This is a genomic window from Corallococcus sp. 4LFB (assembly GCF_046520365.1).
GTDB classification, from domain to species: Bacteria; Myxococcota; Myxococcia; order Myxococcales; family Myxococcaceae; genus Corallococcus; species Corallococcus caeni.
Map to the genome: position 1 here is coordinate 1 of NZ_JBKGHJ010000148.1, position 16,859 is coordinate 16,859.

The following is a 16,859-nucleotide window of genomic DNA, read 5'->3' on the forward strand; positions in this document are numbered from 1 at the left end:
GCTCGAAGGCGTCCTTCACCTGGCCCAGGATCTGCGCCTCGCCCAGCACCATGGAGTCCAGGCTGGACGCCACGCGGAACAGGTGCACGAGCGCCGCCTCGCCCTGGTGTTCATACAGGTGCTCCAGCGCCTCCGCGCCGCCCAGCGAGTGCAGCGTCTCCCGCGCGCGCTCCCGCGCCACGTCCGCGCTGGGGGCCGCCAGGTACACCTCCACGCGGTTGCAGGTGGACACCCAGAGCGCTTCGACAGGCGCCTGCGCCAGGCGCTGCAACACTTCCGTCTGCCGGGCTTCGGGCAATGCCAACCGCTCGCGGACACCCAGGGGCGCGGTGCGGTGTGACACGCCAATGCAGATGAATTCCATGGCTACGGCATCCCCGGGCCAGCGGCGGACAGGTCGTAGGACGACAGGAAGGAGACCAGCACCAGGCAGAAGCCGGCCATGGTGAGCAGCGCCACCCGCCGGCCTCTCCAGCCGGCGAAGATGCGCGCGTTGACGAGCGCGGCGAACACGCCCCACGCGACGAACGTCGCCACGTGCTTGCCTTCGAGCGCCCAGGAGAGGCCGCGCAACGTGGTGGTGAACAGGGCCCCGGTCGCCAGCGTGAGCGACAGCGCGATGAAGCCCCACAGCACGAGCCGCCGGTTGAGCGTGTCCAGGAACTCCAGCGACGGCAGCCGGGAGAAGAGCAGCCCGAAGTGCTTGGTCTTCACCTGCCGCTCCATCAGCAGGTACATGACCCCCACCCCGGCCGCCACGCCGAAGGCCGTCATGCCCAACAGCGCGATGGTGACATGCACCGGCAGCAGCGGCTGGCGCACGGCGTCCGGCAGCGGCGTGGACCCACCGTGCAGCAGCATGCCGATGAGCAGCACCGCCACCGCCAGCGGCGTGAGGAACGCGCCGATGACGGGCTTGCGGTAGCGCACGTCCAGCGCCAGGAACAGCGCCAGCAGCAGGAAGGCGAAGGTGGACATGCCCTGCGCGGGGCCCACCAACCGGCCCCCCTGCGCCCCCAGCATCTGGATGAGGGCAACGCAATGCATCAGCAGGCCGGTCCCCACCAGCACCCGGCCGGTGACGGCGAGCACCTGGGACTGGCGGACCAGGAAGGCGAGGTAGACGAGCGCGGCCAGGCCGTAGGCGTGGCAGGCAAGCGAGACGAGCGTATGGCTCATGGCGGCAGGCTCTTAACCCCGGCCGAGGAGGCATTCACTCCTGCCTCAGCCCATTTTATTGAGAATGAAGGCCGCCAGCAGGTCGGTCTCCGAATTGGGCTTGCGCTCCGGGGAGGGCGAGCCCACCTCCGTCACATAGCCCGGAACCACCTCGTAGGCAGAGTCCCCCACCAGGATGGAGTCGGCCATCTGTTCGGCGCCCAGCCGGCCGAGCTGCTCCTCGGTCTTCACCCGAGACACCAGCTGGTGGGTGTCCTCACCCGACACCAGCTGCACGACGTGGACGGCGGGCGTGAGCGGCCAGTCGCTCCCTCCGTCGGCGGAGACCACCAGGCGGCCCTCGCGCAGGTCTGCTTTGTCCGCCAGCGCCCACTCCTCGAGCTGGGCCTGGGACAGGAAGAGCTTCGTCACGCCCTCCAGCCTACACCAGCCTCCCTCCGAGCGGGCCTGAAATGGGGGAGCAACCCCCCGCCGGACGCCGCATCCGTTGGACGGGGGCGGCCCGGCCGCCCTGCCCCACCCAAGCAGAGACACCCGGAGACGACATGGCTGACGTGCTCGACATCGGTGATTCGGACTCCCAGAAGCAGGTCCTGAAGGGCGGCAAGGTCGTGGACCAGATTGTCGGCGCGGTGCCGAAGTCGCGCATCGAGGACGTGGTCCGGAAGAAGCTCTGAGCCCCAACGTTCCCGGTGGCAGGCCTGCCCTGGGGCCGTCCCTTCGTCCCCTCCCACCCCCGACGCGCCTGGCCTTCATTGCCAGGGTTCGCGCCCGGGTGAGAGGGAACGCTGCGTTCCGGGGCCCTCAACCAGACACCCGGGCGAGACAGGGCTCCGGATTCGATATGTCTGTAGAAAGGCAACTCACCGCGACGGTAAGGGCTTTCACCTACGGGGGCGGGCCACCCTCCGACGGCAGACGTTTCTCTGTACTTGAGACAAACGCCCCGACCGGGACGACTGGACGATCCTCCCGTCATGTTTTGTTCAACAGACATTGAAACTGCATTAGGAGTCAAACACGACCCCAACATGTCTTGTTGACAGAGTTCGCCACACCAGACAGAAGTCGCGGATACACGCCTGTCTTGATTGGCGAGTTTCAACAGGAGTTTTCATGGCACGCCTTCGCAAAGAATTGACCACGCAACCACCGCTGACCCCTGCCCTGACGTCATGGGCGGAGGCGCTGGGTGATGCCATCGGCCGCGGCATGCTGCGCGCGCTGAACACGGGGATGCCGGGCATGGGCGCCGCCGCGGCGGCGCCGGGCAACGGCGCGGTGATGGCGGGACGCCGCCGCGGCCGTCCCCCGAAGACGGTGGCGGGTGGGCCGGTGCCCATGGACCGCCGCTGCACGGTGAATGGCTGCACCCGCGAGCAGCGCTCCAAGGGCCTGTGTTCGGCGCACTACCAGGCCGAGCGCCGCAGGCAGATCGCCACCGGCAAGCCGGCCTGAGGGCCGCGCACCGGAGCCCTACTCGCCGCGCCAGGGATCTCCGGGCGTGGTGGCCTTGAGCAGCTCCCAGGCCGCCATCACGTCGATGACCCGCTCCAGCTCATTGGGCAGGGAGCGGGCGCGCTGGGACTTGAGATAGTCCTCCGTGAACGCACGCAGGCGCATGCCCAAAAAGAGCCGGGCGAGCGCCACCTCCGTCTGGCCTGAGAAGTCCAGGAAGCGCAGGGCGAACCCGCTGCGGCCCTCCTCCTCCGGGCCGCGCTCCTCGCGGACAATCTCCGCGCGGGCCTCCACGGGGGCCGCCCCCTCCTCCAGCGCGAAGCGCGTGCGCACCACCGTGCCCATGGGCAGGAAGAAGGTGCTCGCGAGGAAGGCGCCGCTGACGCTCACGTTGACGGACACGAGGTTGGCGGAGAAGCGCCGGCCGCCCGCGCCGTCATCCACCCAGAGGTCGAAGTGCGTGGCCAGCTGCGCGCGCGGGAAGTGCCGGTGCTCCGGCTCCCCCTGGTTCATCTCGATGCGGGGCGCCGCGCCGGGCGTGGGCGCGCCGCGGGAAGCCCCCACCGGCGGGACGAACGGCCGGGGTGTCTGCGTGCCCTCCGGCCCGCGGACCGCCGTGCCGGCCTTCACCGTCGTCGCGCCCTTCCTCTGCACCGCCATCGGAAGCCTCCGGCCGTCAGAACATGTGACGGCGCATGCTGATGTTCACCAGCAGCCCGATGCACAACATCACCGACAGCATCGAGGAGCCGCCGTAGCTCATGAGGGGCAGCGTGATGCCCGTCACCGGCAACAGGCCAATGACCATGCCGATGTTTTCGAACACCTGCCAGAAAAGTGTGGCCACCACCCCCACCGCGACGAACGCTCCAAAACGGTCGCGTGCGCTGAAGCCCACGCCCAGCCCGAAAATGAAGATGCCGCCGTAAAGCAGGAGCAACAGGAGACAGGCAAAGAAGCCGTGCTCCTCGGCCCACACGGAGAAGATGAAATCCGTGTGCTGTTCCGGCAGGAAGCGCAGGCCTGTCTGGGTTCCCTCGCGCCAGCCCTTGCCGGTGAGCCCGCCGGAGCCCACGGCAATCTTGGACTGGGCGGCGTGGTAACCGCTGCCGCGCAGGTCCGCTTCCGGGTCCAACCATCCGGAGATGCGCTGGCTCTGGTGTTTCTTGAGGTGGTGGCGCACGACGGTGGTGCGCGGCTCGGGCATCTCCCGGATGTAGTCGTTCCAGATGATGAGGCCCCCCACCAGCACGCCCGCCACCAGCGTGGCGGACAGGTACCAGCGCACCTTGCCGAAGAGGATGACGGTGCCGGCGGACAGGAAGATCATCAGCGCGGTGCCCAGGTCCGGCTGCACCAGCACCAGCACGAAGGGCACCATCACCACCAGCACCGGCTTCCACAGCCGCACGATGCCGTAGGACGGCTGATTGGGCTGGAAGTCGTCGTGGTAGACCTTGGCCAGCATCAGCACGACGCCAATCTTCATGAACTCCGCGGGCTGCAGGCGGAACGGGCCGATGACGAACCAGCTCTCCGCGCCCTTCGCCGTGTGCCCCACCAGCCGCAGCGCCAGCAGCGCCAGGATGTTGAGCACGTAGATGGGGAAGGCCATCCGCTGGATCCAGCGGTATTCCACCAGGCACACCATCAGCACCGCGCCCAGCCCCACGGCCAGGTAGAGCGTCTGGCTGGTCCACACCGGTGCCATGGGGGGCCGGGACGCGGACGCCAGGTTCCAGATGCCCAGCGCGCACACGCCCAGCACGCACACGACGAGTCCCCATGGGACGTGGGGCACCATCCGTCGCTCAATGCGCAGTTGCACTATCGTCTCCTGATTCAGAGGGCGGCTGGATGGGCTCTCCCGGCAGGTTCACATGGGGGGCTGGCACCACGGCGCGGGTGAGCGCCGCCGTGTCCAGGCTGGGCGCGGGCGGCAGCGACGGCGTGTAGGGTTGGTTGGCGCGGGGCGGCGGCGAGATGGCATCCTGCGCCTTCAACTCGAAGTACTTCTTCAAGACCGCCATGGCCGTGGGAGCGGCATCCGTCCCCCCCTGTCCGCCATGCTCGTTCAGGACCACGACCGCCAGTTCCGGCGTCGCCGCAGGCGCGAAGCCGGCAAACCAGGCGTGGTGCCGCTCGAAGTAGCTCATCTGCTGCGTCCTGAGGCGAACCGCGCCAATCCGAGCCACCTGGGCCGTTCCCGTCTTGGCCGCGACGATGACGTCCTTGAGCCCCGCGTTGATTTTCGCGCGGTACGCGGTGCCCCCAGGTTCCTGCCCCACGGCGATGAGCCCATCGATGACGGCCTTGCGGTGCGCGGGGTCGATGTCGACCTGGCGTACGATCTCGGGAAGGAACTCCTTCGTGATGTTCCCATCCAGGTCCTCCATCCGCTGCACCATCTGCGGCTTGAGGAACTTTCCGCCATTGGCGAGCGCCGCGTACACCAGTGCAAGTTGGAGGGGCGTCACGTTGACGTCGCCCTGGCCAATCGCGCTGTTGAGCGCCATGCCCTTCGTGTAGCCACCAGGTGAGACTTTGTCGTGGTACGAGATGGACGGCATGATGCCCGGCACCTCGGCCACGACCCCGACACCGGATGGGCGGCCGAGCCCCAGTGACTTGCCCATCTCCGCGATGGGGTCCAGGCCGATGGTGTCCGCCACCTTGTAGAACCACGCGTCGCACGACGCCTTCATGGCGCCCTTGGCATCCAGGGGCCCGTGGCCGCTGTCCTTGTGGCAGCGCCACACGCGCGCGCCCAGCCGGTAGCCGCCGGAGCAGTTCACCACCGTCTCCGGGCGGAACGCGCCGGACTTGAAGGCCGCCAGCTGCGTCACGACCTTGAACGTGGAGCCCGGGCTGTAGTGCTCCGCGGCCACGCGGTTGATCATCGGGTGGAGCGGGTCGCGCGCCAGCATGGCCATCTGCGACGGCGTCACGCGGCCCGTCAGCAGGTTGGGGTCGAAGCCGGGCCGGGACACCAGCGCCTTGATGAAGCCGGTGTTCACGTCGATGGCCACCACCGCGCCCGTCACGCCCGGGAACGCGCGCTCCGCCTCCTCCTGCAGGCGCATGTCGATGGAGAGCACCAGGTTGCTGCCCGCCGTGGGAGGAATGACGGCGTTCTCCCCCAGCATGTCGTTGAGCTCTTCAATCGTCTGGCCGCGCGCGTTCACCACTTCCTTGCGCACGCCGTCCTGCCCGCGCAGCTTGGATTCGAAGTAGCGCTCCAGGCCGCGCCGGCCGATGTAGTCGCCCAGCGCGTACTTCGCGCCGTCCCCGTTGAGGCGCTCCAGCTCCTCCTGGGTGATTTCGTTCATGTAGCCCAGCACGTGCGACAGCACCATGTCCGCGCGGTAGTTGCGGTGCGGCACCGGCACCACCTCCACGCCGTCCAGGATGTCGCGCCGGGCGTTGAGCCGGTCGTACTCATCGCGCGTCAGGTCCACGCGCACCGGCACCGGCTGGAAGGGCGCGTTGCGGCGGCCCATGCGGACCAGGTCTTCAATCTTCTTGCGCTGGTCCGCGTCCCACTGGAGCAGCTCCGCCAGGCGCGGAATCACCTGCTCGAAGCAGTCCGTGCAGAAGGCCGGCGTGACGAAGGCGTCGAAGGAGGGACGGCTGTCCACCAGGATGGTGCCGCGCGCGTCCTTGATGACGCCGCGGTCCGCGCGCAGGCGGACCTCCTTCACGAAGTTCGCCACGCTCTTGGCGGCGTACTCCTCATGGCGGATGAGCTGCAGCCGGTACAGCTGGATGGCCAGCGCCACCAGGCCCAGCGACATGGCCAGGCCCAGCCACAGGAAGCGGCGCTTCAGGTCCCGGCCCGGGGTGGTGTTGCCAATGGTCGGAGGCGTCAACGGAGCAACCCCGTGGGGCGCTCCTGCGCCACCTCGAACCGCTTGAACAGCGGGAAGAGCAGCAGCGCCGCCGCGCCCGTGAGCGCCAGCTGCACCGGCATGCCGGAGAGCAGCGGCGCCGTGTGGCCGTCCTTCACCGTGAGCCAGGTGAAGAACGTGGACAGCAGGCCGTGCCCCAGGTCCGCGCCCATGGCGAACAGCGCGAAGGCCACCGGCCCGCGCACGTCCACGAACGACGCCACCAGCCGGCCCACGAGGAACGTGAACACGGCCAGGAAGGTGAAGAGGCCCGTGGGCTGCCCGCTCATCAGGTCCAGGAGGTAGCCCACCGCGAAGGCGGAGCACGCCCCTTCCGCGAGGCTCGCCCGGAGCGCGAGGAAGGCCACCAGCACCACCGTGACGTCCACGCGGCCCAGCACCAGCCCGGCCTGCTGGACGAACACGGACTCCAGCGTGAGCAGCACCAGCGCCAGGATGACGGTCACCAGGAACTTCATTTCTGCGCGCCTTCCGCCGACGCCCCGCCAGAGGCCATCGCGCTGTACGGGCTGCCCACCACGAGCACCTCCTCCAACCGGCTGGTGTCCACCGCCGGCTGGATGTCCGCGCCCTGGAACATGCCGTGCTCCTTCTTCTCCAGCTGCGTCACCCGCCCCACCACCAGCCCCGGCGGATAGATGCCGTCCGTCCCGGAGGTGATGATGAGGTCGCCGTCCTCCACGTCCTCGGTGCGCAGCATGTTCTCCAGGGCCAGGGGGCCGTTGCCCGCGCCCGCCGCCGTACCACGCGCCCGGCTGCGCTGCACCCGCACCGCCACCCGGCTCTGCGGGTCCGTCACCAGCGCCACGTCCGCGTAGCCGCCCGTGGACCGGATGACCTGCCCCACGATGCCGTCCGGCGTCACCACCGACATGCCCCGGAACACCCCGTCCTGCTCCCCGCTGCTGATCCGCACCGACAGCAGCTTCGCCACCGGGTTCACGCCCACCACCCGCGCCGGAATCTCCGGGCCAGGGGCGGCCTCCGCGTACGCCAGCAGCTTGCGCAGCCGGCTGTTCTCCGAGCGGGCCTCGCCCAGGGCCTGCACCGTCGCCCGCAGCTGGAGGTTCTCCAGGCGCAGCGCGTCATTGTCCTGACGGACGCCGCGCAGGTCCAGGTAGTTGCGCACCGCGGCCACGGCGCCGTCGATGCCGGCGGTGAGCCCCTGCTGCACGGGGGCCGTGAGCGCGATGACGCCCCGGTCGACGAAGTTCGGGTCACGGCCGCGCCGGCCGCCCAGCAGGAAGGCGCCGAGCGGGTACAGCAGGAGGGCGGCCACGAGGAGGAAGCGGCGGTACCGCTTGAGAAGAGACAGCACGGACGGGGGCTTTCCCGGGGTGGGCGGACGGCGGTGGTGGAAGGGGGATGGGAGCGGGCTAAGCTGGCTGAATCGCTTGCATTTTCCGGTCTGTTGTCCTAGGCAGTCAAGGCCCGGATGAGGGGGTGTTGACACTCATGCATCCCCACCGGCCGGGCTACCAACAACACGGCGCCGCGAGACCTTCCGCAAGGTGATTCGCGGGCGCTTCCGACCGTGAAGTGACGACAATGGACGGTTTGAATCCCCGGAAGGCCTTCTCCCTCCTGTTCATCATCGGCATCGCCGTGGTGTTCACGCTCCAGTTCGGTCCGGGCAGCAACGGGTTCGCGGACAGTGGGAGCGCCGCGCCCACCGCGAGCGCGGTCGCCACGGTGAACGGCAAGGAGATCCCCCTGCGCGACTTCAGCATGGCCTGGTCGCGGCAGATGAACTTCCTGCGCTCGCAGGGCAACCCCATCCCGGAGTCGGTGGCCCGCCAGTTCGGCCTGGACAAGCAGGTGCTCGACCGGCTGGTGAACGCGGAGCTGCTCGCCCAGTCGGCGGAGCGCCACGGCATCACCCCGTCGGATGAGGAGCTGCGCAAGCTCATCCACGAGAACACGGACTTCCACTCCAAGGAGGGCGCGTTCGACTTCGCCCGCTACCAGCAGGTGCTGCGCGACTTCTACCGCCGCACGCCCCAGGAGTACGAGGACGAGCTGCGCCGGCAGATGGCCGCCCAGAAGATGATCGACGTGGTGCGCACGGGCGCCGTGGTGTCGGACGACGAGGTCCGCGCGCGCTACGAGAAGGAGGGCAACCAGGCGAAGCTGGTGTTCGCCCGCTTCCTGCCCACGATGTACGCGGACCAGGTCCCCGCGCCCACGGCCGCGAAGCTCGCGGAGTTCCAGAAGGCGCATGAGAAGGAGATCGCCGACTACTACGCGGCGAACAGCTTCGTCTACAACGTGCCCGAGCGCATCCACGCCCGGCAGATCCTCGTCAAGGTGGCCCCGGACGCGACGGCCGAGCAGAAGGCCCAGGCGAAGGCGAAGGCGGAAGGCCTGCGCAAGGAGCTGGAGGGCGGCAAGGACTTCGCCACCCTGGCCAGGGCGAGCAGCGACGACGACGCCACCAGCCTGAAGGGCGGCGACCTGGGCTGGGTGGAGCGCACCACGTGGGATCCGGCGCTGGCCAACGCGGCGTTCGCGCTGAAGGCCGGGGAAGTGACGCAGCCGGTGGAGTCCGCGCTGGGCGTGCACCTGGTGAAGGTGGAGGAGAAGAAGGAGGCCCAGAACAAGAAGCTGGAAGACGTGAAGGGCGAGATCGCCACCCGCCTCTACAAGCAGGAGCAGGCGAAGGGGCTGGCCCGGGCGGCGGCCGACAAGGCGCTGGCCGCGGCGAAGGCCGGCAAGTCCCTGAAGGAGCAGTTCCCGGTCCCCGCCGGCCAGCAGCCGGCGCTGCTGCGCTTCGAGGCGGAGACGAAGCCGGAGGCCGTGGAGACGGACAGCTTCACCGCGCAGGGTGACTCCGTGCCGCACCTGGGTCCGGCGCCGGGCCTGGTGAAGGCCACCTTCGAGGCCAAGGGCCCGGCGGTGCTGGACGAGGTCTTCACCGTGGGCGAGGCGAACGTCGTCGCGCAGGTGGTGGAGCGCGAGAAGCCAGACACCGCGGGCTTCGACAAGCGCAAGGAGGAGCTGCGCACCCAGGCCCGTCAGGCCAAGCAGATCGAGCTGACGGAGTCCTTCCTCAAGTCGCTGAAGAAGAGCGGCAGCGTCGTCACCAACACCGAGGCCATCGACGCGGTGCTGGGCTCCGCGGGGTAGTCACCCGCCGGAGCGGGCGAAGGGGACCTCCACGGGGGTCCCCGCTCCCGAAGGGGCCTCGGCGACGGCGATGCCGTCCCGGCCCCGCCCCTTGGCCGCGTACATGGCGAAGTCCGCCGCGCGGATGAGGTCCGTGGAGGTGGTGGCGTGGTCCGGGAAGGACGCCACCCCGACGCTCGCGGTGAGCGCCACGTCCAGCCCCTGCTCGCGCAGGAAGCGCTGGCCGCGGAACGCCTCGCAGATGCGCCGGGCGATGACCTGGGCCCCTTCCGTGTCCGTCTCAATCAGCATCACCGCGAACTCGTCGCCGCCGTAGCGGAAGACGGCGTCCAGGTTGTGGCGGCCCAGGCTGATGAGCAGGTCCCCCACCTCCTTGAGCGTGGCGCTGCCCACCAGGTGCCCGTGGCGGTCGTTGATGGACTTGAAGTGGTCCAGGTCCAGGAACACGAGCGACAGCGGGTGGCGGAAGCGCGCCGAGCGCTTCACCTCCAGCTCCAGCTGCGCGCGCAGGTGCCGCGCGTTGAAGCAGCCGGTGTGCTCGTCGGTGATGGTGAGCTCCTGCACGCGGCGGAAGTTGCGCGCGTTCTCGATGGCGATGGCCGCGTAGTCCGCGATGGCGGACAGGGCGGTGAGGTCGTCATGCGTGAAGCCGGGCTCCGTGGGGCCGTTGACCAGCTCAATCACGCCCAGCACCCGCTCGCGCGCCACCAGCGGCACGGCGAGCAGCGAGCGGGTGTGGAAGGCGGAGGCCTCGTCGAAGCGGGGCGCGAAGCTGGGGTCGCCGCCCACGTCGTGGACGAGCCGCGCGACGCCGGAGGCGAACACGGCCCCGGCGATGCCCTCCCCCGGGTTGAGCTGCAGGCCCTTGAGCGCCTCGGCGCCCTCGCCCACGGCGATCTCGAAGTAGAGCTTCCCGGTGCGCTCGTCCTGGAGGATGAGGGACCAGTTGCGCGGCCGGAGCAGCGCGCTGACCTTCTGCATCACCAGCGCGAGCACTTCGCGCAGCTCCAGCGTGGAGGTCAGCGCCTTGGCCATCTCGTTGTAGGCGGCCAGCTGCTCCACTGTCCGCTTCATGGCCGACAGGAGGTCCGCGGGGTTCATCGAGGTGCCCTCTGGAGCGCAAGTCTGCTAAGGCCGCACGAGCGCGAAACACCTCGCACCCGCCCATGGATCCAACCGCTCTCTTCGTTCTCGCCTCCGCCTCGCCCCGGCGCAAGGATTTATTGGCCCAGCTGGGCCTTCGCTTCACCGTGGCGGCGGCGGATATCAATGAAACGCCGATGGCCGGAGAAATTGCGCGGAACTACGTGCACCGGCTGGCCGTGGAGAAGGCCCGCACGGTCGCCACCCGACACCCGGACGCATGGGTGCTGGCCGCGGACACCACCGTGGCCCTGGGGTCCGAGCTGCTGGGCAAGCCCCGTGACGCGGCGGAGGCGCGGCAGATGCTCGCCCGGCTGTCCGGCCAGGTCCATGAGGTCTTCACCGGCATCGCGGTGGCGGGCCGCGCGCAGGCCTCCGACGTCGTGCGCACGCAGGTGACCTTCCGCGCGCTCTCCCCGGAGGAGATCGCCTGGTACGCGGACTCCGGCGAGCCCCTGGACAAGGCGGGGGCCTACGCCATCCAGGGCAAGGGCGGCTTCCTGGTGCGGGGCATCGACGGGAGTCCCTCGAACGTCGTCGGCCTGCCGCTGGGAGAGACGCTGGCGCTGCTCGGCCGGGCGGGCGTCCCCCTGCCCTGGACCGGAGGCCCGCGATGAGCGGCGGCGTGGCGGACCACCTGGCCCGGGTGCGCGAGCGCGTGGCGAAGGCCTGCGCGAGCGCGGGGCGGCCGGAGTCGTCGGTGACGCTGGTGGCGGTGTCCAAGCTCAAGCCCGCGGCGCTGATCCGCGAGGCGTACGCCGCGGGGCAGCGCGACTTCGGGGAGAACTACGCCCAGGAGCTGCGCGACAAGGCCGAGGAGCTCAAGGACCTGGATGGCCTGCGCTGGCACGCCATTGGTTCGCTGCAGACGAACAAGGTGAAGTACGTGGCCCGCGTCGCGCACGCCTTCCACGCGCTGGAGCGGCTGGACGTCGCCGCAGAGCTGTCCAAGCGCAGGGCGGGCACGGCGCCCCTGCCCTGCTACGTGGAGCTCAACCTGGGCAACGAGGACACCAAGCACGGGCTCACGCCGGACGCGCTGGGCGGCTTCCTGGCGCAGGTGCGCGAGCTGCCGAACCTCCAGGTGGTGGGGCTGATGGCGCTGCCGCCGCCCACGGACGACGTGGCGCGGATGCGCGAGGGCTTCGCGAGGCTGCGCGAGCTGGCGGCGGCCCATGCGCTGACGGCCCTGTCCATGGGCACCACGCACGACTTCGAGCAGGCCATCCTGGAGGGCGCCACCGCCGTGCGCGTGGGCACCGCCATCTTCGGCGAGCGCGCCTAGGAGCAGGTGCGTCCGGGCGCGCTCACAGCTCCCGGAACCGCAGCCGCCCCTCCTGGTTGACCAGGGCCTTGAACTCGCAGCCGCAGTAGTTGCAGCGCACCTCGTCCCCGTCGGTGAACGTGTCGTCCACGGGGTTGTTGGCGTTGCAGCCGGGGCAGTCGAACTCGTCGAAGACGCGGCTGCCGGTCCCCGCGCCCGAGTCCTTCGCGAAGTCGTCGTCGTCGAACTGGAAGTCGTTGGCCATGGGGCCGGAGGCTAGCACCGGGCCCCCCCGTCCGGGTGTGCCCTGCTGGGCATCCAGGCGGGCTGGGAGGACTGTCCTCCATTTGTCAGCGGCCCGTGCACGCGTGTACCCCTGCGGGCCGCCCTTGCGTCCCCCGCCTGTCGTTTCCCGGCGTGCCTGGGGGGCGGCCGGACGGCTTTGAATGCTGTCCCACGGCCGTCCGTCCTGGAAATGTCCGGTGGTGGGGGCGGTTGCGCAGCACGGTTGGCTTAGGCGGCCGGCCACCTAACTTGCAAGCAAGGGAGCACACCCGATGCGCAGTCTGTCCAGCTGGGGGTTCATGGCCGCGGTGGTGGGACTCATGGGGTCCGCGCTGGCGCACGCCCAGGAGCCCACCGGGACGGCGTTCGGCCCCGGTGAGCAGGCCCAGTACCGGGTGCGCTACCTGGGGCTGACGGCCGGCACGGCCACGGTGACGGTGGGCGCGCCCATGACGCAGTGGGGCCAGAGCGTGTGGCCCATCGTGGCCATGGCGAAGTCCGACGACCTGGTGGGCGTCTACCCCATCAAGAGCCGCTTCGTGTCGTACTGGGACGCGGGCGCCCAGCGGGTGACGGGCAGCGACCTGCACTCCGAGGAGAACCGCAAGCGCCGCCGCCAGCGCATCCAGCTCACGGCGGACGGCACCGGCGCGAAGGTCATCAAGCAGAAGGAGAGCGACCCGCCGCGCGAGTCCGACCACGCGCTGACCCAGGGGTCGCTGGACGTGACGGGCGCGACGTTCGCGCTGCGCGGCCAGGAGCTGACGGTGGGCCGCTCCTTCGAGTACCCGGTGTTCACCGGCAGCAAGCAGTTCACCCTGCGCGCCACGGTGGAGGGCCGCGAGACGGTCACCACGCCCGCGGGCGCGCGCGACACCTTCCGCGTGCGCGTGCACACCGAGTTCGGCGGCAAGCTGGAGTCCAAGCGCGACATGGTCGCGTACCTCAGCGCGGACGCCCACCACGTGCCGGTGCGCATCGAGGCGGACTTCGCGCTGGGCACCATCGTGGCGGAGCTCACCGACTACAAGCCGGGCCGCGTGGTGACCATGGCCCGGGCGGACAACTCGGACGACTGAGGCGTCGTCCACCAACCAGGGGAAGGCAGGGGGCATGGGCGTGGGTTGGGCATGGGCAGTGGCGGCGGTGCTTTCCGCCGCGCCGGGCGGCGTGCAGGTGGTGTCGCCGCTGGTGAAGGTGCGGCCGGACGCGACGCCGAAGGGCGCGAAGGAGGCCCGCCTCAGCGCGGCCCGGGGCGAGTGCGAGGGCACGCAGCTGGTGCTCCCCCAGGGCGTGACGCGGGTGACGATGCAGCCCCTGGCCCTCAAGGGGCCGGGCGCGCCGCTCACCGTGGACGCGTGGCGCGAGGCGTACCTCGACGTGAAGACGCCCTCCAACGGAGAGGGCAGGACAGGGCCGTGGCCCGACGCGCTGGTGCCCCTGTCGGCGCCCGCCAATCCCAGGCACCCGACGGTCGTCTACGTGGAGGTCTGCGTTCCTCCGAAGCAGGCCCCCGGCACGTATACGGGGAGCCTGAGCGCGGCGGCGGACGGCAAGGACCTGCCGGCCGTGCCCTTCACGGTGGAGGTGCGGCCCTTCGACCTGCCCGCGACGTCGTCGCTGCCCAACAGCTTCGGCATCTCGCTGTACAGCATCGCGAAGGGGCACGGCATCCCGGCGGACTCGCCGGAGGCGAAGGCGCTCCTGCGCGCGTACGGCAAGGCGCTGCTGGAGCACCGCGTGAGCGCGCACGGCATGGGCATGGACCCGCCGCCGGTGAAGTTCCAGGACGGCCGCGCGGTGCTGGACTGGAGCGCGTACGACGCGGAGATGGCGCCCTTCCTGGACGGCACGCTGCTGCCCTCCGGCGCGCGCTTCACGACGGCCGACGTGCGCGACAACCGCAAGGCCTCCACGGACGCGGAGAAGACGGCGTACTACCGCGCCTTCCAGAAGCACTTCGAGGACAAGGGCTGGAAGGCGCAGCTCTTCTTCTACGCCAAGGACGAACCGAAGGCGAAGGACGTGCCGCTGGTGAAGGCGCAGGCGAAGCGCGTGCGTGACGCGGGCGGCACCATCCCCGTGCTCGTCACCACGGCGTTGGACCCGGCGTTCAACGGGTCGGTGGACATCCTCACGCCCATCATCAACTGCTTCTATCCGCGCGAGGGACCGCAGACGTGCCGCGCGGTGGCGAACACCGCGACCGCGCGCACGCGGCTGCCAGCGCGCGCGAAGGTGTGGTGGTACCAGAGCTGTATGTCCCACGGCTGCACGGGCGGGCCGCCCCCGGACAAGGCGCTGGACAAGGCGTTCAGCGACTGGGCCTCGTACATGGTGGACCACCCCGCCCCGCTCAACCGCGCCATGGGCGTGCTGGCCTTCGAGAGCGGCGTGGACGGCGAGCTCTATTTCGACACCGTCTTCGCCTACAACACGAAGAAGGATGTCTGGGCGGACCTCTTCGAGTTCGGCGGCAACGGCGACGGCACCCTCTTCTACCCGGGCACGCCCGCGAAGCTGGGCGGCACGGAGCACCAGCCCGTGGTGTCCCTGCGGCTGAAACACATCCGCGACGGCCTGGAGGACTACGAATACCTGCGCCTGCTCACGTCGCTGGGCGACGGCGCCTTCGCCCGGACGGCGGCGAAGCGGCTGGCGAAGTCCGGGTACGAAATCTCCCGGGACCCGGCGGAGTGGGAAGCGGTGCGCAAGGAAGTGACCGAGCGCATCGTGAAGCGGCAGGCGGCTGAAGAAGCGAAGCGCTCCGGACGTCGGACTTCCGGGGGAACCCCGTAGTCACTCCCCCCTGGGAGGAAGCAGAATGAACACCATGCGCAACCTCGTCGCGGCCTGCCTCGCCTTCAGCGCCCTCAGCGCCATCCCGGGTCAGGCCCAGGAGGCCCGGCCCCTCCCGCTCAGGTCCATCCTGAGCCCTTCCACGAAGCGCCCGCGACGGACGCTCCCGCGGACGCCGCGAAGCCCGCGGACGCACCGGAGAACACCGGCGACGCGGCGGCCGCCGCCGCGCCCGGCGAGCCCGTCGTCGCGGTGAAGCCGTGTGAACAGGGCCTGCCCGCGCTGCGCTCGCCGCTGGCGTTCAAGCCGGGGGAGCTCCTCGAGTTCGACATGGACGCCATGGGCGCCAAGGCGGGCAGGCTCACCATGCGCGTTCAGCGCCCGGCCAACGGCGCGCTGCCGGTGCTGGTGGAGGCACAGACGAACACGCTGTTCTCCAAGGTGCGCCGCGTGCGCGGCAGCGCGACCAGCTACCTGCACCCGAAGACGCTGCGCCCCTCGCGCTACACCGAGGAGGCCGTGGAGAACGAGCTGCGCCGCAAGGTGAACGTGGACTTCGGCGCGCAGGACAAGAGCGTCAAGGTGGACTACCAGATTGGGGACCGCCCCAAGGGCCACTTCGACTACGCGTTCGACAAGGACGGCCTGGACGTCGCGGGCGCCATCTACCTCATCCGCCAGCTGCCGCTGAAGAAGGACCTGCCGGTCTGCTTCGACGTGTACGGCATCCGCCGCATGTGGCGCATGACGGCCACCGTGGTGGAGCGCGAGCACGTGTCGCTGCCCCTGGGCGAGTTCGACGCGTGGCACCTGGCCGGCACCGCCGTGCGCCTGGACCGGCCGTCGCAGAAGCGCGACGTGCACGTGTGGATCACCGACGACGAGCGCCGCCTGCCGCTGGCCGCCGTGGGCGCCATCGACCTGGGTGCCGTGCGTCTCACCCTGTCCGGCGTGAAGCGCCCCGGCGAAAAGCCCATGGAGGCGCAGGGCAAGGAAGACCTCAAGTGGTGACGCCGCCCCTGGCGGCTCGCGCGGAGGCCCCGCGGGGCACCGACGGGGGCTTCGGACCGCCAGCGTCGCGCTGAACGCGGCGGGGCTCCACGCGTGGTCGCGGTAGCGCCTGGCCGTCAGCCGTTGCGGATCATCCCGGCGGCCTGCGACAGGCGGCGGCGCAGGTGCGTCACCACCTCGTGCAGATCCTCCAGGCGCTGGAGCACGTGCAGGTCCTCGCCCGCGTTCAGCAGGGCGACCGGCGTCAGCGTCTCGCGGTGGAGGGTCAGGAGCAGGTCGTGGAAGTGGGCCTGCACGTCGCCCAGGGCATCCAGGCCCTCGCGGAGGTCATCCTCCACGAAGTCCAGCAGGACGCTGGCATCCGCGCGAGCGGGCAGCGTCCGGGCCAGGCGCTCCACCGCCCCGCGAACGGGGTCGGTACGGCGCAACATCGCGGAGGTGGCGAGGGCTGCGACGGAAGAGGGCATGCCCTGGACGCTACAGGCCCGTAGCGTCCGGTCAATTTTCCAGCCCCCTGCCCCCCGGTGCGAAGCCCGCCGTCAGCGCGCGGGGGCCGAGGAGTGCTGCCGCCCGAACCGGTCCGACTGTCGGACCAGTTGGAACGACCGCGGCGTGGGGCTTCGGCCCCATCGGGCCGCCGGAAGCTGCCCCACTCCGCTTCAGCGCGCGGGCCCCGCCGCGCCGCC

Annotated in this window: 18 protein-coding genes and 1 pseudogene; 8 read left to right on the forward strand and 11 right to left on the reverse strand. The window is 70.3% G+C overall.

Going from position 1 to position 16,859, the window contains the following annotated elements:
* From ACLEQD_RS17735 to ACLEQD_RS17745, 3 genes and pseudogenes are all read right to left on the reverse strand, one after another.
* A pseudogene (locus tag ACLEQD_RS17735) lies at positions 1 to 364 on the reverse strand (glutamyl-tRNA reductase); the annotation flags it as partial.
* 2 nt (positions 365 to 366) lie between these two features.
* Complete coding sequence (locus ACLEQD_RS17740) at positions 367 to 1,179, reverse strand: inner membrane protein YpjD (RefSeq protein WP_410385487.1); 813 nt, start codon at positions 1,177 to 1,179, stop codon at positions 367 to 369.
* Between the two features lie 45 nt (positions 1,180 to 1,224).
* On the reverse strand, positions 1,225 to 1,590 hold the full coding sequence (locus ACLEQD_RS17745; RefSeq protein WP_244221842.1) for a hypothetical protein: 366 nt from the start codon (positions 1,588 to 1,590) through the stop codon (positions 1,225 to 1,227).
* 134 nt (positions 1,591 to 1,724) lie between these two features.
* Between ACLEQD_RS17745 and ACLEQD_RS17750 the strand changes: the two genes are divergently transcribed.
* Both ACLEQD_RS17750 and ACLEQD_RS17755 read left to right on the forward strand, forming a co-directional pair.
* The gene (locus ACLEQD_RS17750; RefSeq protein ID WP_410385489.1) at positions 1,725 to 1,856 is read left to right on the forward strand and encodes a hypothetical protein; all 132 of its coding nucleotides are present in this window, start codon (positions 1,725 to 1,727) and stop codon (positions 1,854 to 1,856) included.
* A gap of 439 nt (positions 1,857 to 2,295) precedes the next feature.
* Complete coding sequence (locus ACLEQD_RS17755; RefSeq protein ID WP_410385491.1) at positions 2,296 to 2,637, forward strand: hypothetical protein; 342 nt, start codon at positions 2,296 to 2,298, stop codon at positions 2,635 to 2,637.
* Between the two features lie 18 nt (positions 2,638 to 2,655).
* Here the strand turns inward: ACLEQD_RS17755 and ACLEQD_RS17760 are convergent, their stop codons facing one another.
* The 5 genes from ACLEQD_RS17760 to mreC are packed head-to-tail and all read right to left on the reverse strand — an operon-like array spanning position 2,656 to position 7,863.
* Complete coding sequence (locus tag ACLEQD_RS17760; RefSeq protein WP_410385517.1) at positions 2,656 to 3,291, reverse strand: PilZ domain-containing protein; 636 nt, start codon at positions 3,289 to 3,291, stop codon at positions 2,656 to 2,658.
* Between the two features lie 22 nt (positions 3,292 to 3,313).
* Entirely contained in the window at positions 3,314 to 4,441 is a 1,128-nt protein-coding gene (rodA, locus tag ACLEQD_RS17765; RefSeq protein ID WP_410385519.1) for a rod shape-determining protein RodA, read from the reverse strand.
* 7 nt (positions 4,442 to 4,448) lie between these two features.
* Positions 4,449 to 6,506, reverse strand: coding sequence for a penicillin-binding protein 2 (mrdA, locus tag ACLEQD_RS17770; protein WP_410385493.1), 2,058 nt, complete (start codon positions 6,504 to 6,506; stop codon positions 4,449 to 4,451).
* Positions 6,503 to 7,003: a hypothetical protein gene (locus tag ACLEQD_RS17775; protein WP_410385495.1), complete on the reverse strand. Its 501-nt coding sequence runs from the start codon at positions 7,001 to 7,003 to the stop codon at positions 6,503 to 6,505. The genes mrdA and ACLEQD_RS17775 overlap by 4 nt, the downstream gene beginning before the upstream one ends.
* Positions 7,000 to 7,863 (reverse strand): rod shape-determining protein MreC, encoded by an 864-nt coding sequence (mreC, locus tag ACLEQD_RS17780; RefSeq protein WP_410385497.1) that lies wholly within the window; start codon positions 7,861 to 7,863, stop codon positions 7,000 to 7,002. Before mreC ends, ACLEQD_RS17775 begins: the two co-directional genes overlap by 4 nt.
* Positions 7,864 to 8,093: 230 nt before the next feature.
* Between mreC and ACLEQD_RS17785 the strand changes: the two genes are divergently transcribed.
* Positions 8,094 to 9,671: a SurA N-terminal domain-containing protein gene (locus tag ACLEQD_RS17785; protein ID WP_410385499.1), complete on the forward strand. Its 1,578-nt coding sequence runs from the start codon at positions 8,094 to 8,096 to the stop codon at positions 9,669 to 9,671.
* Here ACLEQD_RS17785 and ACLEQD_RS17790 read toward each other — a convergent pair whose 3' ends face one another.
* Complete coding sequence (locus ACLEQD_RS17790; protein ID WP_410385501.1) at positions 9,672 to 10,772, reverse strand: GGDEF domain-containing protein; 1,101 nt, start codon at positions 10,770 to 10,772, stop codon at positions 9,672 to 9,674.
* A 65-nt stretch (positions 10,773 to 10,837) separates the two neighbouring features.
* Between ACLEQD_RS17790 and ACLEQD_RS17795 the strand changes: the two genes are divergently transcribed.
* Positions 10,838 to 11,431 carry a Maf family protein gene (locus tag ACLEQD_RS17795; RefSeq protein WP_410385503.1) on the forward strand — a complete coding sequence of 198 codons (594 nt, stop codon included), beginning with the start codon at positions 10,838 to 10,840 and terminating at the stop codon, positions 11,429 to 11,431.
* Positions 11,428 to 12,099: a YggS family pyridoxal phosphate-dependent enzyme gene (locus ACLEQD_RS17800; RefSeq protein WP_410385505.1), complete on the forward strand. Its 672-nt coding sequence runs from the start codon at positions 11,428 to 11,430 to the stop codon at positions 12,097 to 12,099. The genes ACLEQD_RS17795 and ACLEQD_RS17800 overlap by 4 nt, the downstream gene beginning before the upstream one ends.
* Before the next feature lie 22 nt (positions 12,100 to 12,121).
* Here the strand turns inward: ACLEQD_RS17800 and ACLEQD_RS17805 are convergent, their stop codons facing one another.
* Complete coding sequence (locus tag ACLEQD_RS17805; RefSeq protein WP_410385507.1) at positions 12,122 to 12,343, reverse strand: hypothetical protein; 222 nt, start codon at positions 12,341 to 12,343, stop codon at positions 12,122 to 12,124.
* A 292-nt stretch (positions 12,344 to 12,635) separates the two neighbouring features.
* Between ACLEQD_RS17805 and ACLEQD_RS17810 the strand changes: the two genes are divergently transcribed.
* The 3 genes from ACLEQD_RS17810 to ACLEQD_RS17820 all read left to right on the forward strand — a co-directional run bounded on the left by ACLEQD_RS17810 (position 12,636) and on the right by ACLEQD_RS17820 (position 16,173).
* The gene (locus ACLEQD_RS17810; protein WP_410385509.1) at positions 12,636 to 13,442 is read left to right on the forward strand and encodes a DUF3108 domain-containing protein; all 807 of its coding nucleotides are present in this window, start codon (positions 12,636 to 12,638) and stop codon (positions 13,440 to 13,442) included.
* 34 nt (positions 13,443 to 13,476) lie between these two features.
* A complete protein-coding gene (locus tag ACLEQD_RS17815) occupies positions 13,477 to 15,162 on the forward strand; it encodes a DUF4091 domain-containing protein (protein WP_410385511.1) in 1,686 nt (561 codons plus the stop codon).
* A gap of 252 nt (positions 15,163 to 15,414) precedes the next feature.
* Positions 15,415 to 16,173 (forward strand): DUF3108 domain-containing protein, encoded by a 759-nt coding sequence (locus tag ACLEQD_RS17820; protein WP_410385513.1) that lies wholly within the window; start codon positions 15,415 to 15,417, stop codon positions 16,171 to 16,173.
* A gap of 116 nt (positions 16,174 to 16,289) precedes the next feature.
* Here ACLEQD_RS17820 and ACLEQD_RS17825 read toward each other — a convergent pair whose 3' ends face one another.
* Complete coding sequence (locus tag ACLEQD_RS17825) at positions 16,290 to 16,640, reverse strand: hypothetical protein (RefSeq protein WP_410385515.1); 351 nt, start codon at positions 16,638 to 16,640, stop codon at positions 16,290 to 16,292.
* Between the last annotated feature and the right edge of the window lie 219 nt (positions 16,641 to 16,859).

Bases quoted from the DNA above. Each gene is read 5' to 3' on its own strand.
- ACLEQD_RS17740 (WP_410385487.1), bottom strand. From the start codon at position 1,179: ATGAGCCATACGCTCGTCTCGCTTGCCTGCCACGCCTACGGCCTGGCC.
- ACLEQD_RS17750 (WP_410385489.1), top strand. From the start codon at position 1,725: ATGGCTGACGTGCTCGACATCGGTGATTCGGACTCCCAGAAGCAGGTC.
- ACLEQD_RS17755 (WP_410385491.1), top strand. From the start codon at position 2,296: ATGGCACGCCTTCGCAAAGAATTGACCACGCAACCACCGCTGACCCCT.
- rodA (WP_410385519.1), bottom strand. From the start codon at position 4,441: ATGGTGCCCCACGTCCCATGGGGACTCGTCGTGTGCGTGCTGGGCGTG.
- ACLEQD_RS17775 (WP_410385495.1), bottom strand. From the start codon at position 7,003: ATGAAGTTCCTGGTGACCGTCATCCTGGCGCTGGTGCTGCTCACGCTG.
- ACLEQD_RS17785 (WP_410385499.1), top strand. From the start codon at position 8,094: ATGGACGGTTTGAATCCCCGGAAGGCCTTCTCCCTCCTGTTCATCATC.
- ACLEQD_RS17790 (WP_410385501.1), bottom strand. From the start codon at position 10,772: ATGAACCCCGCGGACCTCCTGTCGGCCATGAAGCGGACAGTGGAGCAG.
- ACLEQD_RS17795 (WP_410385503.1), top strand. From the start codon at position 10,838: ATGGATCCAACCGCTCTCTTCGTTCTCGCCTCCGCCTCGCCCCGGCGC.
- ACLEQD_RS17800 (WP_410385505.1), top strand. From the start codon at position 11,428: ATGAGCGGCGGCGTGGCGGACCACCTGGCCCGGGTGCGCGAGCGCGTG.
- ACLEQD_RS17805 (WP_410385507.1), bottom strand. From the start codon at position 12,343: ATGGCCAACGACTTCCAGTTCGACGACGACGACTTCGCGAAGGACTCG.
- ACLEQD_RS17810 (WP_410385509.1), top strand. From the start codon at position 12,636: ATGCGCAGTCTGTCCAGCTGGGGGTTCATGGCCGCGGTGGTGGGACTC.
- ACLEQD_RS17815 (WP_410385511.1), top strand. From the start codon at position 13,477: ATGGGCGTGGGTTGGGCATGGGCAGTGGCGGCGGTGCTTTCCGCCGCG.
- ACLEQD_RS17825 (WP_410385515.1), bottom strand. From the start codon at position 16,640: ATGCCCTCTTCCGTCGCAGCCCTCGCCACCTCCGCGATGTTGCGCCGT.